Source organism: Shewanella sp. 492 (assembly GCF_059338445.1).
The window spans coordinates 3,320,102-3,336,336 of sequence record NZ_CM181702.1 but is presented as its reverse complement, the minus strand read 5'-3'; the positions used below and the strand labels follow the sequence as shown (position 1 = coordinate 3,336,336).

At 48.5% G+C, this 16,235-nt stretch carries 9 protein-coding genes; 6 read left to right on the top strand and 3 right to left on the bottom strand.

The window, feature by feature from the left end; genetic code table 11:
• The first annotated feature begins 174 nt into the window (after positions 1–174).
• From AC5YBX_RS14680 to AC5YBX_RS14665, 4 genes are all read left to right on the top strand, one after another.
• A complete protein-coding gene (locus tag AC5YBX_RS14680; protein WP_494524832.1) occupies positions 175–3,846 on the top strand; it encodes an ATP-binding protein in 3,672 nt (1,223 codons plus the stop codon).
• A complete protein-coding gene (locus AC5YBX_RS14675) occupies positions 3,847–4,500 on the top strand; it encodes a hypothetical protein (RefSeq protein WP_475514873.1) in 654 nt (217 codons plus the stop codon).
• Position 4,501: 1 nt separating this feature from the next.
• Positions 4,502–5,722 (top strand): phosphoenolpyruvate carboxylase, encoded by a 1,221-nt coding sequence (locus AC5YBX_RS14670; RefSeq protein WP_475514872.1) that lies wholly within the window; start codon positions 4,502–4,504, stop codon positions 5,720–5,722.
• A 581-nt stretch (positions 5,723–6,303) separates the two neighbouring features.
• On the top strand, positions 6,304–7,572 hold the full coding sequence (locus tag AC5YBX_RS14665; RefSeq protein ID WP_494520895.1) for a dicarboxylate/amino acid:cation symporter: 1,269 nt from the start codon (positions 6,304–6,306) through the stop codon (positions 7,570–7,572).
• 65 nt (positions 7,573–7,637) lie between these two features.
• Here AC5YBX_RS14665 and AC5YBX_RS14660 read toward each other — a convergent pair whose 3' ends face one another.
• Entirely contained in the window at positions 7,638–9,017 is a 1,380-nt protein-coding gene (locus tag AC5YBX_RS14660; RefSeq protein WP_494520896.1) for a sigma-54-dependent transcriptional regulator, read from the bottom strand.
• A 4-nt stretch (positions 9,018–9,021) separates the two neighbouring features.
• Positions 9,022–10,989, bottom strand: a complete 1,968-nt coding sequence (locus tag AC5YBX_RS14655) for an ATP-binding protein (RefSeq protein WP_494523932.1) — start codon at positions 10,987–10,989, stop codon at positions 9,022–9,024.
• Between the two features lie 387 nt (positions 10,990–11,376).
• Between AC5YBX_RS14655 and AC5YBX_RS14650 the strand changes: the two genes are divergently transcribed.
• Both AC5YBX_RS14650 and AC5YBX_RS14645 read left to right on the top strand, forming a co-directional pair.
• Positions 11,377–13,173 carry a flavocytochrome c gene (locus tag AC5YBX_RS14650; protein ID WP_494523931.1) on the top strand — a complete coding sequence of 599 codons (1,797 nt, stop codon included), beginning with the start codon at positions 11,377–11,379 and terminating at the stop codon, positions 13,171–13,173.
• 881 nt (positions 13,174–14,054) lie between these two features.
• Complete coding sequence (locus tag AC5YBX_RS14645) at positions 14,055–14,345, top strand: hypothetical protein (RefSeq protein ID WP_494523930.1); 291 nt, start codon at positions 14,055–14,057, stop codon at positions 14,343–14,345.
• A gap of 460 nt (positions 14,346–14,805) precedes the next feature.
• Here the strand turns inward: AC5YBX_RS14645 and AC5YBX_RS14640 are convergent, their stop codons facing one another.
• Entirely contained in the window at positions 14,806–15,618 is an 813-nt protein-coding gene (locus tag AC5YBX_RS14640) for a hypothetical protein (RefSeq protein ID WP_494520900.1), read from the bottom strand.
• Positions 15,619–16,235: the final 617 nt, after the last annotated feature.

The following is a 16,235-nucleotide window of genomic DNA, read 5'->3' as shown; positions in this document are numbered from 1 at the left end:
AAGCGTGCTTTTTAAACGTCCAAAAGCGCCTCGAGCGCCGCTCGATTGCCAAGCCTGTCGCTTTGATTTACTTTAGTGACCATTAGATTGTTGCTGCCTGCCGTTACGCCTTGGCGTGGGGAGGTTTTTATGCGCGCTATGACCGCCCTAGCGCCGTTTGCATTAAGGAAAAAGATGCCTAGTTTGAATCGAATAGTGCTGATAAACACGCACCTACCTGGCGTTGTTGAACTCGCCCTCGACGGACACACCAATATTTGTGGGACCAACGCCTCGGGTAAAACCACCTTGCAGCGTTTGGTGCCAGTATTTTATGGCGAATATCCGAGCCGAGTCGTGCCCTCAACCCGTGATAGTTTCGAGCGTTGGTATCTGCCGCACGATTCCAGTTACATCATCTATGAATATGTGCGTGACGATGGCCTTTACAGCCAAGCAGTGCTGGCATCGGCGGGTGATGGCAAAGGGGTTAATTACCGTTTTATCGCCAAAGCATTTGAACTGGCAGACTATGTGAAGTCCCAGCAAGGCGACTCGATTTTGTGCCACAACATGGCAGAGCTGGGCCGCGAGATGAAACGCAGCGGCGTGTCGGTGAGTAATTTACTCAACACCCGAGAATATCGCGCCATCATACAAAACGATCGCACCTTATTGAGCACGGGCAGTAACCGCAGTGAGCTGCGCGCCTATGCGCGGCAGTTTTCCTTATGTCAGCAGGAACACTCGCTGCGCCATATCGAAAAACTGGCCAAAGCGGTGCACTCGAAAGAAGGCAAGATGGAGACCATCAAATCGATGATCGCCGCCATCTTAGAGGAAGATGGGGTCAATCCGCCCAGCTCGCGCCTCAATCCACAGCGCGTGGAAGCCTGGATCCGTGAAAGCCAGTTGATCCAAGGATTTGAGCAGATCCGCCCCGAGTACGACAAGCTCGAACAGGAGTTTAATCAGTTACTCAGCGCCGAGCAGCGCCTGAGCGGCCTTAAGCGTGGTTACAGTAAAGATGAAACCGCCGAGGTTGAGCGCCAAGAGCTTAATCAGCAACGCTCCAAGGCGTTAGGGGAGCAGCTGCGCCAACTCGACGAGGAGTGGCGCGAGCAGCGCGACGAGCTCAATCAAGACTTGTCCGCCGCCAAGGGCGATGTGACTAAGTTTGAAGCCGAGCTAGACGCAATCGAAGATCAGCACGGTGCCTTTCTCGATGCCGATATAGAGCAGGCTAAATTGGATCTCGACCAGCTGCCAAGCTGGCGCGCCAGTTTAGATAACTTAACCGAGCGCCATAAGCTGCAAACCGAAAAACACCAAGATGTCGAGGCGGCTTACAATGCCCGTCGCAGTAAAATTGGTGACAACCTTAACCGCGAATTAGAGCAGCTCGATAAAGAGCAAGATAAGCATCGCAAAGCCCGCGACAAGCAGCAAGAGCAGGGCCGTAACGAGTTAGCGGCACTAGAGCAACAATGGCGCGAGCAGCTGGAAGCGGGGCGCGCGAAACACAGCGAACAAGCCTATCAGTTAAAGCTCTCGGCCGCCGAGTTGACCATGCAGGTTAACAATGTCACCTACAGCGAAGCGGAAAAGCTCAGCTTGGCCGTGTTCGATGAGCGGATCGCCCAAGCTGACGAAGAACAAGAGGTGTGCAATGCCAAGGTCGAACGCCTAAGCAGCCATGAGCGCAAGCTCAGAGCCAAACGCGATCAAGCCAACGAAGCCCTGCGCCAAGCGGGACTGAGGGTCATTGAGCGTCAAACTGCCCTCGACGAGTTGCACCATGTGTTGTTTCCCCAATCTCACACCCTGCTTGAATACCTGCGCAAAGAGGTCAACGGGTGGGAAGCCAATATTGGTAAGCTGATTAACCCTGAGTTACTGCATCGCAGCGACTTACACCCAACCATAACCGAGCCGCAAGAGAGCTTTTGTGGTATCGCTCTAGATCTTAAAGCCATTGATATTCCTGACTATGCCGCGTCAGAGCAGGAGCTGCGTAGCCGCTACAGTGAGGCCGAAGAGACCTTGGCGGCGGCCAAGGCGCTGCAAACCGAGGCCGAAGCGCATCTGGTGGCGTGTAACGCCGAACTCGATGAGCTCAACCGGGAGCTGACCTTTGCCAAGACTGCCTATAAGAATAGCCGTGACGATCTGCGTCGCCTGTTTGATGATAAACGCAGCGAGCAAGAGAAAATCAATCAAGCGTTGAGCGGCCGTAAAGCCGAGGCACAAAAACGCCTTAGCCGTATCGACAGCGAGATTAAGCAGCTCAATGCCCGGCATCAAGAGTGGATAGCGGCGCAAAAAGAGCTAGAGCTCGAAGCCCGCATGGAGAAAAACGCCTACTGGCAAGAGGTGGTCGGCGTTTTAGACAACCAGTTAGCCCAGGTGAAAAACAATATCGCCCAGCGCCGTCAAGACGCCAAAGCAGAGCAAAAAGCCTGTGAGCAGTGGTACAAAGATGAGCTTAAATCTCGCGGCGTCGATGAAGGCAAAATTGTTAAGCTCAAGCAGGAGATACGTCAGCTTGAAAGTGACATCAGCAAAGCCGAACAGCGTCGCAGTGAAGTGCTGCGCTTCGATGACTGGTACCAGCACACCTGGTTGTCACGTAAGCCTAAGCTGCAAACTGAGCTGAGTAAGGTCAAGATGGCGGTCGCTGAGCTAGAGCAGCAGTTGACTCGCAAAGCCAACGAGATCAAGCAGCGACGTCAGGAGCTCGACAGCCAGCGTAAGCAATCGGATGCGATTCAAGTGGAAGCGTCTGAAAACCTCACTAAATTGCGCAGCGTGATGCGTAAACTGGCCGAGCTAAAATTGCCCGCAAGCAATGATGAACTGCAAGGCAGCTTGGCTGAGCGCCTGCGTCAAGGTGAAGATCAGTTACTGCGCCGCGATCAATTGCTGGGATCGGTGAAGCAATATATTGAACATTTTGATTCGGTGATCGCCAGTAAGTCCGGGTCGAGCCTGTCGGAGATCTGGGATCGTGCGCGCGAAGAGTCGAGCTTTATTAACGATAAAGGCATTCGCCTACTCGATTATCGTAAGCTCGTGCCACAACTTGAGCAGCTGCTCAATGTGATGGTGCCCCAAGCCGTGATGGGCCTGCGTGAGCAAGGGCGTAATTTTGGTATCGATTTGACCGCCTTTTACGATGTGTTAGCCGATATCGACCGCCGTATTGCCTCGCAAAGTGCGCGTATTACCCGCGAAGTGGGTGAAGAGCTGTTCCTCGATGGGGTGAGCGAGTCGGCGGTGCGTATCCGCTCGCGCATCAGCGAGCTGGAGTTTTGGCCAGAGCTTGAGGTGTTTGTTAAGGCGTTCCGTCAATGGAAAGCCGACGGCTTTGCCGAATTGCCCGACGAGCACTACACCAACAGCATGCGCCGCGCCTTAGACATTATTGGCCGCGCGGCATTAACGGGTGGCATCGCCAAGTTATTAGAGATTGAGCTGCGCCTAAAAGAGGGTAACAGCGACCTCATCATCCGCACCGACCGACAGCTTAATGAGTCGTCGAGCCATGGTATGGCCTACCTGATTTTATGTAAGTTCTTGCTGGCTTTTACCCGCTTACTGCGTGGCCGTGCCGATGTGACCATCCATTGGCCTATCGATGAGTTAGGCACCTTACACCACGGTAACGTGAAAAAGATTTTTGATGCCTGTGAAAACAACAATATCAGCGTGTTAGGGGCATTTCCTAACCCTGAGTCAGAGGTGCTAAATCTATTTGTTAACCGCTATATCATCAATAAACAGACCAAGAAATTACAGGTCGTGAAGCCGCAATTAAATCCTATTGCCGACAAGTTAAGCCAGCGTTTTGCCAAGGAGACGGGATAAATGAGTAATAGCACACAAACCGTATTAGTCGGCCAAGGCGCATTGATTGAAAGTTTGCTGCGCGGTGAATTTATCTGCCGCACCAGTAACGAAGAAGCGTGGCGTGCGTTAAAGTCATCGACAACCCGCGACAGTGTCGAGCAGTACCTTAACCGCATTAACCGTACAGTGGCATCGGCCGGTGAAGGCGAGGTGTTTTTCTGTGGTTACTTGCAGCTCGGTGACACTGAGCGCAAGGTGATATCGTCTCAGTTTCGCGATATCTGTAATGCATTGATCCCTTTGGTCGAATGGCTGGTGCTGGTGCAAGAAGCCAGTGGTCAAGATGCGCCGCTTTGCGAAGGGGCGGCGGTGCGTTTAAGCGAACTGCAGATGCGCATCGAAGATACCCCCGCGTTTCGTGAGCAGCTGGCTAAGATCAGCCACTACCGTTTATTTGGCTCTAGCAGTACTCAGGTGGATGCACAAATTAAGTTGGTATTTAAACGCTTGGTGGAGCTGGGGTATCTGCTGCGTCCTAACGTGGAAAAGCAGATCTACATCGCCACGGGTAAACTAGATTATCTCTATGAAGTTATTCGTTTTATCGACGAGACTGAAGGCTTAAGCCTTGAAGCTCAGGCCGAAACTGCCACCCAAAGGGACTTAATCTGATATGAGTAGTAACTTACACCAATCCGGGGTAACGCTACTTAAGCTACTGGGGCGGCATAGCGAACTTATCATGGACGTGTACCTATCGGGCTCAGTGGCCGAAGGGGGCGATAACGCGGCAGCAATCGATAAGCTACGTAAAGCCGAGATCCTGTGGCGACCAGAACCCGGGCAAGATTTACGCCTCAAACGGTCAGTGCGCGCGCTATTAGAAGAGACTTTAAGTGATGAGCGTAATCGGCAAATCGATGCCAATGTCGGCTCGGGTCTTGCCACCATCAAAACCTTGGCGAGCCACTATAAAGAGGCGCGCCATGCGGTAGATTATAGCGCCAGTGAAGCCTATTTAGCCGATCTGAGTGAGCACGTTTACAGCTTTGCCGAAGGGTTGCGTTATTCGATACGGGTATTGTGGAGCCGGATTAATAATGAGTTTGGTTATGTCGGCACCATCAATGCCAAAATTCGTGAAAACGAATTGGCCCAAAGCCAAGTCAGTGAGCTGCTCAATGGCTTAGAGATGTTCCAATTTAGCGAGCTTGGCGAGCTGGCCGGTGATATTCGTGAGCTGCGTAAATTGCTGGTCACCACCTTGCAAGAAACCTTGAGTGATTGCACCCAAGAACTCAGTGTGGTGCAGGGGCGGTTATTGGAGTTGCTTGGACGTTTTAGGCAGATCCAAGGGCGTACACGCTTACTTAAGGGCTGGTTGTTATACACAGATCAACATCCCGATTATCAGGTGGCAGATCATGTCAGCCACAAGCAGTTGCCAGTTCTGTTTAATCGCGCCGAAGCACTCTTAGCCCCCGCAGCGGTTGATGTGAGTAATACCGGCTATGAGGCTGAGCTGTTACAGCTGGTGGCGCAAGTGAAAGCCATTAGCCGTGTCGAGCGTGACACCTTAGTGCGCGAGCATGATGTGGCGTTTGCCTTGGTTGATGCTGAAGATTTTGAAATTGCCGCTAACCCCCTCAAGTTGGCGGTCGATGATTATTTTTGTGCGGTGATCGACTCAGGCTTAAGGCAATCGGCATTGCAATACCATCAACAGCAAACGCTGGAGTGGGATCCTGAGAGCTGGCTGTATCAGGTGATCTGCGGTTACGAAGGATTGCCAGAAGAGCACAGACGCTATTTTGAATTAGAGCCCATTGGTGAGCCGCACCCCACTTACAGTGGTAACTTTATTATTCGTGATGTGGAGCTTTGGTTGGCCTAGCCTGCTGAGGATAACGCCTTGGGTCTAAGCCGCTATTGACCAAAAAAGTTATAACCTTTAAGTAAAGTAATCGTCCTTAAAACCATTAAATCAAGTGTTTACACTTTGATTTAATGGTTTTTTTATTGCTTATTATCAGCACGGGGCGGCGCTTTTTTCAGCGACGTTGGCTAGTGTATTTCACTAGTGACGCTGTGCTAGTAGTGGTTTAGTTTGCCTGGTGTTGCTTTTGTAGATATATATGCCTTTTAGGTTTTATTTTTTAGTGGTAAAAACTGGTGTTGCCAGTTGTAAATCAAGTAGTTAGGTTTATTTTTATGGGTCAATGTAAAAGTTTGGGTTGCGCGTGTCGGTGCTGAGTCTCTATATCTCTTTGTTAATATTGGGCTAAGTATTTATATTTTATCTTGTTATGCGCTTGTTGTTTTTGAGGTTTTTTTCCAAGCCCATTGAAAAGCTTGCTAGCATGATCCACTATCTCTGCACAAGCAGGGGAGTACCCGCCTCACATCTTAATCTCCATCGATGAGATACACAGATAAAAGCGTGCAGTAGATACGCTAAATTTAATAGGCAAACAGATGACAAAATCACTTTCTACCCGCATCTTTATCGGGCTCTTTTCGGGTGTCATACTCGGCACTATTTTGCAATACGGTTTGGCTGATGCCAGCCAATTAACCGCATGGGTGGTCAACATCGCCAGCGGTGTCGGTACCATGTTTGTCAATATGATCATGTTGATGGTTGTGCCTTTGGTGTTTGTCAGCATTGTTTGTGGTGTACTGGAGCTAGACGACCTGAAGAGTTTTGGCCGCCTCGGTGGTAAAACCTTTGGGTTTTATATTATTAATACGCTGCTCGCCATCTCTACTGCACTGGCGGTGGCCTTGATTGTTGAGCCCGGTGCCGGCATCGATATGACCTCAGGCACTGAGGCTGTGATAGCCACGACTGAGCTGCCTAACTTGATGCAACTGATTGTCGATATCGTCCCCAGTAATCCCGTTAGCGCGTTTTCCTCGGGCAATATGCTACAGGTGATCTTTATGGCGCTATTAGTCGGTGGGGTGATTAAGTCGATGGGCGATGGCGTTCCCTTGTTAAACCAAGGGTTTCAAGAGGGCAACAAGTTGATGATGAAGCTGATTAGCGTCGTGATGAAGCTGGCACCTTATGGGGTGTTTGCCTTGATGCTGAAGTTAGGCGCCACGTTAGAGGCCAGCTTATTTGTCAGCGTGATGGAATATATGGTGGTGATCATTACCCTGCTCTTGATCTGGATTTTTGCCGTCTATCCTATTGCCGTTAGTCTGTTTACCTCGGTGTCGGCCAAGGCGTTTCGGGCTAAGACACAAGAGCAAATTTTGTTTTCCTTATCTACCGCAAGCTCTAATGCCACCATTCCGGTGACCATGCGCACCTTAACAGAAAAGCTGGGGGTTAAGCCCGCAGTCGCTGGTTTTGGCGTGCCCCTGGGGGCGACCATGAATATGACCGGTGTGTCGATTTATGTCACCATTGCGATTTTCTTTGTCGCTAATGCCTTTGGTGCCCCCATCATGATGGAGCAGTTGCCATCATTGTTATTCAGTATCTTTTTGTTATCGGTCGGCGCTGGCGGTGTACCTGGTGGTGGCATGGTGATGATTGGCGTGTTGATCCATCAGATGGGATTACCACTCGAAGCCTTTGTGATAGTAGCGGCGCTCGACAGGGTGATCGATATGGTGTTGACCTCGTGCAATGTAGTGGGTGATGCGGCGGTGTTAACCATAGTCGATGCCACAGAGAAAGAACATCAAGCCGAGGAGCTTAAGGCGCAAGAGGCGCAGCTCAAGCCTGCTTAAGTCAGTCCGCTTAAGTCGCGATACATCATCATGAGTGGTGCCAAGCCTCTCATGATGATGGAGACTTAATGGCCTTTTAAGCGCCGACTGAGGGCGCTTTGGCTAATGCCCAGTAACTGCGCCGCCGCGGTTTGATTATTGGCGGTGCGGCTCATGGCTTCATCAATTAACGCCTGATTCATCTGGGCTAAACTAGGCAACACCTTAGGAAAAACCAGCGTATCTAATGGCGCTTGTGTCAGCGATTTATGCTCGTTAATCGCCTCCATAAAGGGGGAGATATTCAGCGCGACGCCATCACTGCGGCTGACCGCATCAAATACCATCCCCTTAAGTTCATGCAAATTGCCCGGAAAGTTGTAATTCGCCAGTTTAGCGGCCAAGTCGGCCGGTTGTTGCGGCATTGGCAGCGCCATTTCACTGGCCGCCTGAGCAATAAAGTGGTTGATCAGCATCGAAATATCCAGCGGCCTGTTGGCCAGTGGCGGCAGCTTGATTTTATGGGCGCGTAAACGATACAGCAGATCGCTACGAAATTGCCCAGCTTGGTGTAATTTCAGTAAATCATCTTGGGTCGAGGCGACAAACTTGCATCGCACCGGATAGGCACTGTCGCTGCCCAATGGATAATATTGCTTGGTTTCAAGCAGATCCAATAAGGTGATTTGTGCCGCCAGTGGCAGGGCGCCCACCTCGTTAAGGTAGAGTACGCCATCGCCCACTTGATGCAGCAAACCGGCTACGGCATCGATTTGGCCATCGCTATTGTGGTGCAGTTGACCACACATCTTTTGAGCGAATACCTCACCGCTGATCCCCGCCAGATTAATGGTTAAAAATGGCGCTTGTGGGCTGTAGAGGCTGTGGCAGGCGCGGGCAAATTCACACTTGCCGGTACCGCTTTGACCAAAGATAAGTAAAGGCTCAGGACTAAACGCGACCGCCTCTAAATAGCGAAATTGATCGAGCATCTGCGGCTCGCAGGTCAAAATATTATTAAACGCCTGTGGATTGTCTAAGGTGCGACTTAAGAAACGCTCTTTAATGTGCAGGTAGTTACGCTCCAGCCCCACCACTTCTAGCGCGCGGCGCACCGATTGAGCCAACTCTTCCACCTTATCGGTTTTGATAAAGTAATCGTAAGCGCCATTTTTAATGCAGCGCACCGCAGTATCGACCTCATTGACGCCGGTGACGATGATCACCCGGGTGTTAGGAAACTCGCTGCGGATCATCGCCAGTAGCGTTTCGCCACAATCGAAAGGCATGGTTAAGTCCAGTAAGACTAAGGCGTAATCGCCCACCTGTAGGCGATTGATCACCTGACGACTATCGACACAGGTGTCGATTTCAGCTTCGGGCACTAAGCGGTTAAGGGTGACGGCTAAGGTGCGTAGCCATGAGGCTTCATCGTCGACTAAGAGTATGTTTCTGGCCAATTTCATGGGGTTAATCCTGTTGTACTAACGCAAACGTTAAGCGGATGCTTGTGCCTTGGTCGACACTCGATTGGATCTGCATTTGCGCATGATGTTGTTTGATTATCCTGCTGCTGACCGACAAGCCTAGGCCGCAACCGCCGTTATTTCTGCGCGTGGTAAAGAAAGGTTCTGTGATGCGTTTTAAGGTGGCGCGGTCCATGCCGCAGCCGTTATCGCTCACGGTGAGCAGCACTTGGTCTGCATCAACCTCGGTGGCGATACTGATAGCGCCAGTGTAAGGGTCGCAGGCGTGACAGGCATTTTGAATAAGGTTAATCAACACTTGGTGCAGCTGCTGGGCATCGCCGTTAATGAGTGGATCTGCTGGACAAAAGTTGGTGGTGATTTGATAGCTCTTACACTGATTATTGGTTAAGCGCAGCGCCACCTGCACCACATCGTTAAGGGCGATAGGCAGATGTGCTTGGGCTAAGTTTGGCAGGGCGTAGCATTTAAGATCGTTAACAATACGGCTGATGCGCGTAGCGGCCTCTTCAACCGTTTGACAGCTATGGCCCAACTCGGCCATGGCATCGCTTGGTGCCAGTCCGGCAATGCGCCAAAACGGGTTGTGTTTTTGGTAGTGGCTTGCAGCAGGTGTTAGATCCTTTATTGCCGCGCTCAGCAGTGAAATTGCATGCACAATCAGCCCTGTGGGGTTATTGATTTCGTGGGCAATGCCGGCTGAAAGCTCACCTAGGGAGGCTAGGCGGCTGGCCTCTTCGTTGGCCTGACGCAACCGATGTTGCTCGGTGGACTCTTCGAGCAATATCACCACCTGATCGCTGGCGATCGGGTGGATCTGCAATTGCCAAAACTCTTGCTGGTACTGCATGTCAGCCGTTTGTGACCGCTGCTGGGTCAGCACGCTATTGATCGCCTGTTTAAGGTCAAAGGGTTGGCCATCGAGGTAGTGAAATTGCTGATTAACCAGCAGCTCGATATTGTTATCGTTACTCCACAGGCGCTTAAGGTGTTGATCTATGATGGTGACGCCATGGGGAATGCCATCGAGCACCGACTGAAACTGAGTTGAAATAACCGATATCTCGGCTTCGGCGCGCCGGCGCTGTTCTAACTCTTCTTTAAGCGCCCTCTTTTGGCGGCGTAGGCTCGCGCTGATAAACCCGGTGTAAACCATTCCGATTGCCGAGATAAGCGCCACTAAAATGGCCACAGAAAACATGCGTTTTTGGGTCGAGGTTAAATCGACCTTTTCCCGCCCGGTGCCAAACCATTTGTTGACTAATGTGTCATATTCTCCCGAGAGTTTAAGCTGACGCAGAGCGTCATTTATCTGCTGCATTAACGCGGTTTTTTTGCCATTACAGACAAAGTTAAAGGCGCCGTAGATCAGTGCATCGCTGGAGCTTCTCACCGAGGGGTAAAAGGGCAGTAGTCGGCGGGCGACAAAGTTTTCGGCTAACACCACATCGACTTGATCATCCATCAATTGTTGAAAACCGGTTTCATACAGATCGACATCAATACGCTCAAACTGTTGCAGGTGATCTGACAGATACACATCGATAAAAGCGCCTTTTTTAATGGCGACTCGCTTGCCAGCAAGATCGCTCCAGTTATTGATAAACGCTTTGCCTTGCAAGGTATAAGCCTTGGCGTGGGTGGAATAGATAGGATCCGATTGATTTAGCTCACGGCTAAAATTCACCGGACTGACCACGGCTATCACATCGATATCACTATCTGGGTTGTGCACATCCGCGACCAACTGCTGGAAGCTTTTGCGCCGCACTATGATGCGCTTGCCTGTAAGCTGGCCAATTCTGTCCATGAGCTCAAGGTTAAACCCTTGGTCAACGCCATTGTTACGCCATTCTAAAGGGGCGGTATTAGAGTGTACGCCAAACACTATGCTCTCTTGGGAGAGCACCGGCAGCGAAGCGCATATTAGGCAAAGTAGTATCAGTCTCATGGGCTTGAGTGTAGAGAATAACGCCTTAATAAACTGTGCTGCACTGCGCGAATTAGTAAACGGTGAACTATTAGTGTTAGTTGCCTTTTACTGGCGGCGTTCGCCCAAGTGATCTCGCTCCGCATGAAATATGCAAAATTGCATATCTCACTTGCAAGTTATGCAACTTTGCATAGTGCATTTTAGGTGTTGTGATTAAGGCGGCATTTCTTGTGGAGACCTGAGTGTCTACCTTGCTGTCGCTGGATTTATCGACAAAGATGATTAGGAGCAACATAAGTGTCGGCCACCACGCAATGCGATTGGGCGACACGTGGATCATTATTATAATGAAAGGTTTCTGGACTGACTGCGTCACCGCTGTTGAGTGTGGAAAGGAGAGTAAAGATGAAAAAACTACAACTTGCAGCCTGTTTGGCTACCATTATGGGCACTGCTGGATTTATGGGTAATGCGCTTGCCGCAGATAACCTAGCTGAGTTCCATGTTCAAAACCAAGAGTGTGACAGCTGCCATACCCCAGATGGTGAGCTTTCAAATGATAGCTTAACCTATGAAAACCAACAGTGTGTCGCGTGTCACGGTACCATGGCTGAAGTGGCAGAAACCACTAAGCATGAGCACTACAATGCTCACGACTCTCACTTCCCTGGCGATGTTGCTTGTACCTCTTGTCACAGCGCGCATGAAAAATCTATGGTCTACTGTGACTCTTGCCACAGCTTCGACTTTGACATGCCTTATGCGAAAAAATGGCAACGTGATGAACCGACTATTGCCGAACTCGCTAAAGATAAATCTGAACGTCAAGCGGCACTTGCTAGCGCACCTCGCGATACCGTTGATGTAGTGGTTGTGGGGACTGGTGGTGCAGGCTTCTCTGCGGCGGTATCGGCACACGACAATGGCGCGAAAGTCATTCTTATCGAAAAAGAGCCCGTTATTGGTGGTAATGCCAAATTGGCCGCCGGTGGTATGAACGCCGCATGGACGGATCAACAAAAAGCCAAAGACATTGTTGACAGCCCAGAGCTGATGTACAAAGACACCATGAAAGGCGGTCGTGATATTAACGATCCCGCGTTGGTGGAAATCTTAAGTTCACACTCTAAAGGCTCTGTCGATTGGATGACCGCCATGGGCGCAGACCTTAACGATGTGGGCCGTATGGGCGGCGCATCGGTTAACCGTTCACATCGTCCTACTGGCGGTGCTGGCGTGGGCGCTCACGTGGTACAAGTGCTTTATGATAACGCCGTTGAGCGTAATATCGACTTACGCATGAACACCCGTGGTATCGAAATTCTTAAAGATGATAGCGGTAAGGTCAAAGGCATCTTAGTTAAAGGGATGTACAAGGGTTACTACTGGGTGAAAGCCGATGCGGTGATTTTAGCAACCGGTGGTTTTGCCAAAAATAACGATCGCGTATCTAAGCTAGATCCTAAGCTAAAAGGCTTTATCTCGACTAACCAACCGGGCGCAACTGGTGACGGTATCGATGTTGCGGGCAATGCTGGCGCGGCGATGAAAGATCTCGAATATATCCAAGCTCACCCAACATTGTCAGTTAAAGGCGGCGTGATGGTGACTGAAGCGGTACGTGGTAATGGCGCGATTTTAGTTAACCGTGAAGGTAAACGTTTCGTCAACGAAATCACCACTCGTGATAAAGCATCGGCGGCTATCTTAGCTCAAACCGGTAAATCAGCGTTCTTGATTTTCGATGACTCTGTACGTAAGTCACTGAGCAAAATCGATAAGTATATTGGTTTAGGTGTCGCACCAACGGCAGATACCTTAGTGAAACTTGGCGATATCAAAGGTGTCGGCATCGATGGTAAAGCATTGACCGAAACCGTTGCGCGCTACAACAGCTTTGTCACTAGCGGCAAAGATGCTGATTTCGAGCGTCCAAACCTACCTCGTGCGCTCAACGAAGGTAACTACTACGCAATCGAAGTGACCCCTGGTGTTCACCACACCATGGGCGGCGTGATGATTGATACTAAAGCGGAAGTGATGAACGCTAAAAAGCAAGTGATCCCAGGCCTATACGGTGCGGGTGAAGTGACTGGCGGCGTACATGGTGCTAACCGTTTAGGTGGTAACGCCATCTCTGACATCATCACCTTTGGTCGTCTAGCAGGTGAAGAAGCTGCGAAATACTCAAAGAAAAATTAACCGTTAAACATTAACTAATAGCTAAACTTATCGTTAATAACGTCGTTCCAGTTTGACCTAAAGGTGGTATGGATATCACCGCTAAAAGCCACAGCCCTCCCGCTGTGGCTTTTTTATATCCATCCTTGATGGAGCGGGGCTGCTCAACATGGGATTTATACCAAAGTTTGGTGGCCTTGAAATGAAGGTGTGGCATTTTTTTTAGTTTGCTTGAGTAGCGGCTGGCTGCATTTTTATTTATTGAAAGTGTTTGAAGGGCGAACCTTCACTGTTTGAAATTGCTTGCAACAGGTGCAGTGCATGGATGCGCAAATGTCGTGATCACATGGATGTGACAGAACGACCTAATGTGTAAACACTTCTGCGGCACGCTGTGCGCCATCCATGGCCGCTCTACGGTTTCATCCCTGAAACCGAAGGCCGCAGCCGTGTTTACACTTATCTCTAGCGCCTCTTCGATTTAACTTCATTTGATATGAGTTGCAAATTAACAAGCTTTTGCTGCGTCCAATGTTTGCGAGAGAACAGAACGAAAACACAAATTTAAAGCACGATCAATCTCCGTAGATTCAGTAAGACCTTGCTATGAAAATCAATGAGGCAAAGACCTGTGGCCTGAGTGGCATGAATGGTTTAAAAAGCACGGTGAATCACGAGTATTTGCCGTGAAGAGGCGTTAATGAAATATAAAAATACTAAAGAAGACCAATTGATTACCTTACCTAAGCTCAAAAAAACGACTACCACAGAAAAGCAAACTCCTATAGCATCATGCATACCAAATACATGGATGTGGCAGCGGCCAAGTCCAACAAGCTATTTATGCCTTGCAGACAGCGCAACGTATAAATACTAAGACGTTATACATAAAAGGATGTAATATGAGTTCTTATCGTACTTTTGTAATCCAAACTCATAAACGAGTTGGTGGTGGTTCATCCAAGTCAGTCCGTGCAAACCCGATAGAAGGTCAAGGCTTGGACACGAATATGAGGGTTTCATGTTCATCTAGTATGCGTAAAAATACCCCGATCGGCTCATTTATTAAAATTGAAGCTAAATTGACTACTCGGGAAGATGGACCGCAGTTCTTATATGCTCATCCTAATAGCCCTTATGAAGTTATTACAAAAGAAGAAGCGTTAACATTGATTAAGAAAGAGCGTATATAACAAGAGTAATCAGGCTGCTCGTTTCACTCGCCGGAACGGCCTACGGTTACTGGCGTTAATAATGGCTGGCACATATTTTCAGCGAGTGGGCTGCTTGTTTTCACGGGCTTGATGTCGTCATATCTCGATATTCCGGCCATATCGTATTGACCTAGAATAACCAAATCACAGCACGGCGATTGAACATGAACCCAAAGCGTATTATGTTGTTGTTTTATAATGGGGGGCTCGTTTTCACGATATTCCAAGTGGAGATGGCTTCCTCATCAATCCAGAAGGTCAGCGAGCTACGGTTAATCAATGCTTGATTGTACTAGGTAATGAGAGTTGGAAAGAGATAGAGCAATGCTCTTTCGTGGTCGCATCTGGATGAATTTCAAACCAGTTACCCTGAAGGAAAATGCCAGTCAGTTAAATTGACTGGCATTTGGCCAGAGCTTTTTTGTTAATGTTTAAATTATTAACCGCAATTCATGGTAGCTGATATTACATAACATACTCTATCGCTAGGTGCTCCAGCTGGGCAGGGTACCTCACTAGACTCTGAAGATACTGTGCAGCTCGGACCTGCAAGTTTCAGAATTGAAGACATAATTTCTTTTCGTGCTTCTTCACCGATAACTAAAAAAGGCTCATTTGATGAATAAGGAGATGACTCAGTAATTACTTTTGTTGGTTCTCCATCTGATGTTTCAACGACTAAAAAACATTCCCTGTCATTATTATCACATGCTATGGCGATATAAGTGGGAGAGTCAGCGAATAAACCAAACTCAGGTAAAAACGTTGATAATGTTGTAAGGTCAGAGGCTAACCCAATTAAATCAAGTACTATTTTACTAGCACCAAACGATGTCATGGTTTTTGGGGTAAAAGAGATTCCGCTGCTATTGAAAACGTTATTGTCATTTAGAGCGTTTAGTAACGATATTATATTTTCATAGGCTTCTTTTTCAATGATGTCGGTCGAAGAACCGGAGTAATTTCTATTTGAAATAGTAATCGATTCAATTCCCAAGCTTTTTAGTACTACACCAATTCCAACATTTTGGGTGACTGATTTTAATGTTACGGAGTTTTTTTTGTTTTGGCCGAAATAAATACTTTCTTTTTTATAATTAAAGTATTTATAACATAATGTGTTACTCGGCTTGAAAGTTGATGTGCACCGCTCAATAAATTCATCTGTAATATCTGGATTTGTGACGGGTGGTGATATTGCGCTAATAGCATTAAAAGATGTCAACATCAAAATAATAGCTAACCATTTCATATATACTCTCCCTTATAATCTGTTTTGGGTTAACGTAAAATTATCATTGCGACATTTTTATGTTGCCGAGATGTTGGTTTCACGTTAACACTTGAGGGTGAGCCAAGTAAATAGTAAAGTAAATAAAGATTATTACTCCCGATTTCAGATAATAACTGCGACACTCTTAATTGAGGCGTAGAAGAAGCCAACTGCTGAAAGTGGTAGGCTTTATCTCACCAAAGGTAGGGTAAGTAAATAGCCATATATGGACGCTCCCGGTGAGTCAAGACAAGACTCTGCTCACCGAAGGCTTTTTGGCCTTAGTTTTTTGTACAACATTCTCACTTTTATCGTTGTTTTTGATGCGACTCATTTACTGCTAGAAGCGGTTGTACTGCCATATATACGGGCTGTGCATGCATCCTTTTGAATGTGCCGCCCCTAATGAAATCCGTACCACTGCGCCTAAAAATGTGAAACACCCATGCGGATTAGGTTTATCCTATCCTTGGCCTGTTCGGGCTTACACTGGTTGGACTGAGCCATTTCTTCATCGTTAACAACAACCTTGGTGAGTGTTTAATGTGCTACCTTGCGGCTCTTATCACCCAGTCGGGTTAACTACCCTTGGCCAG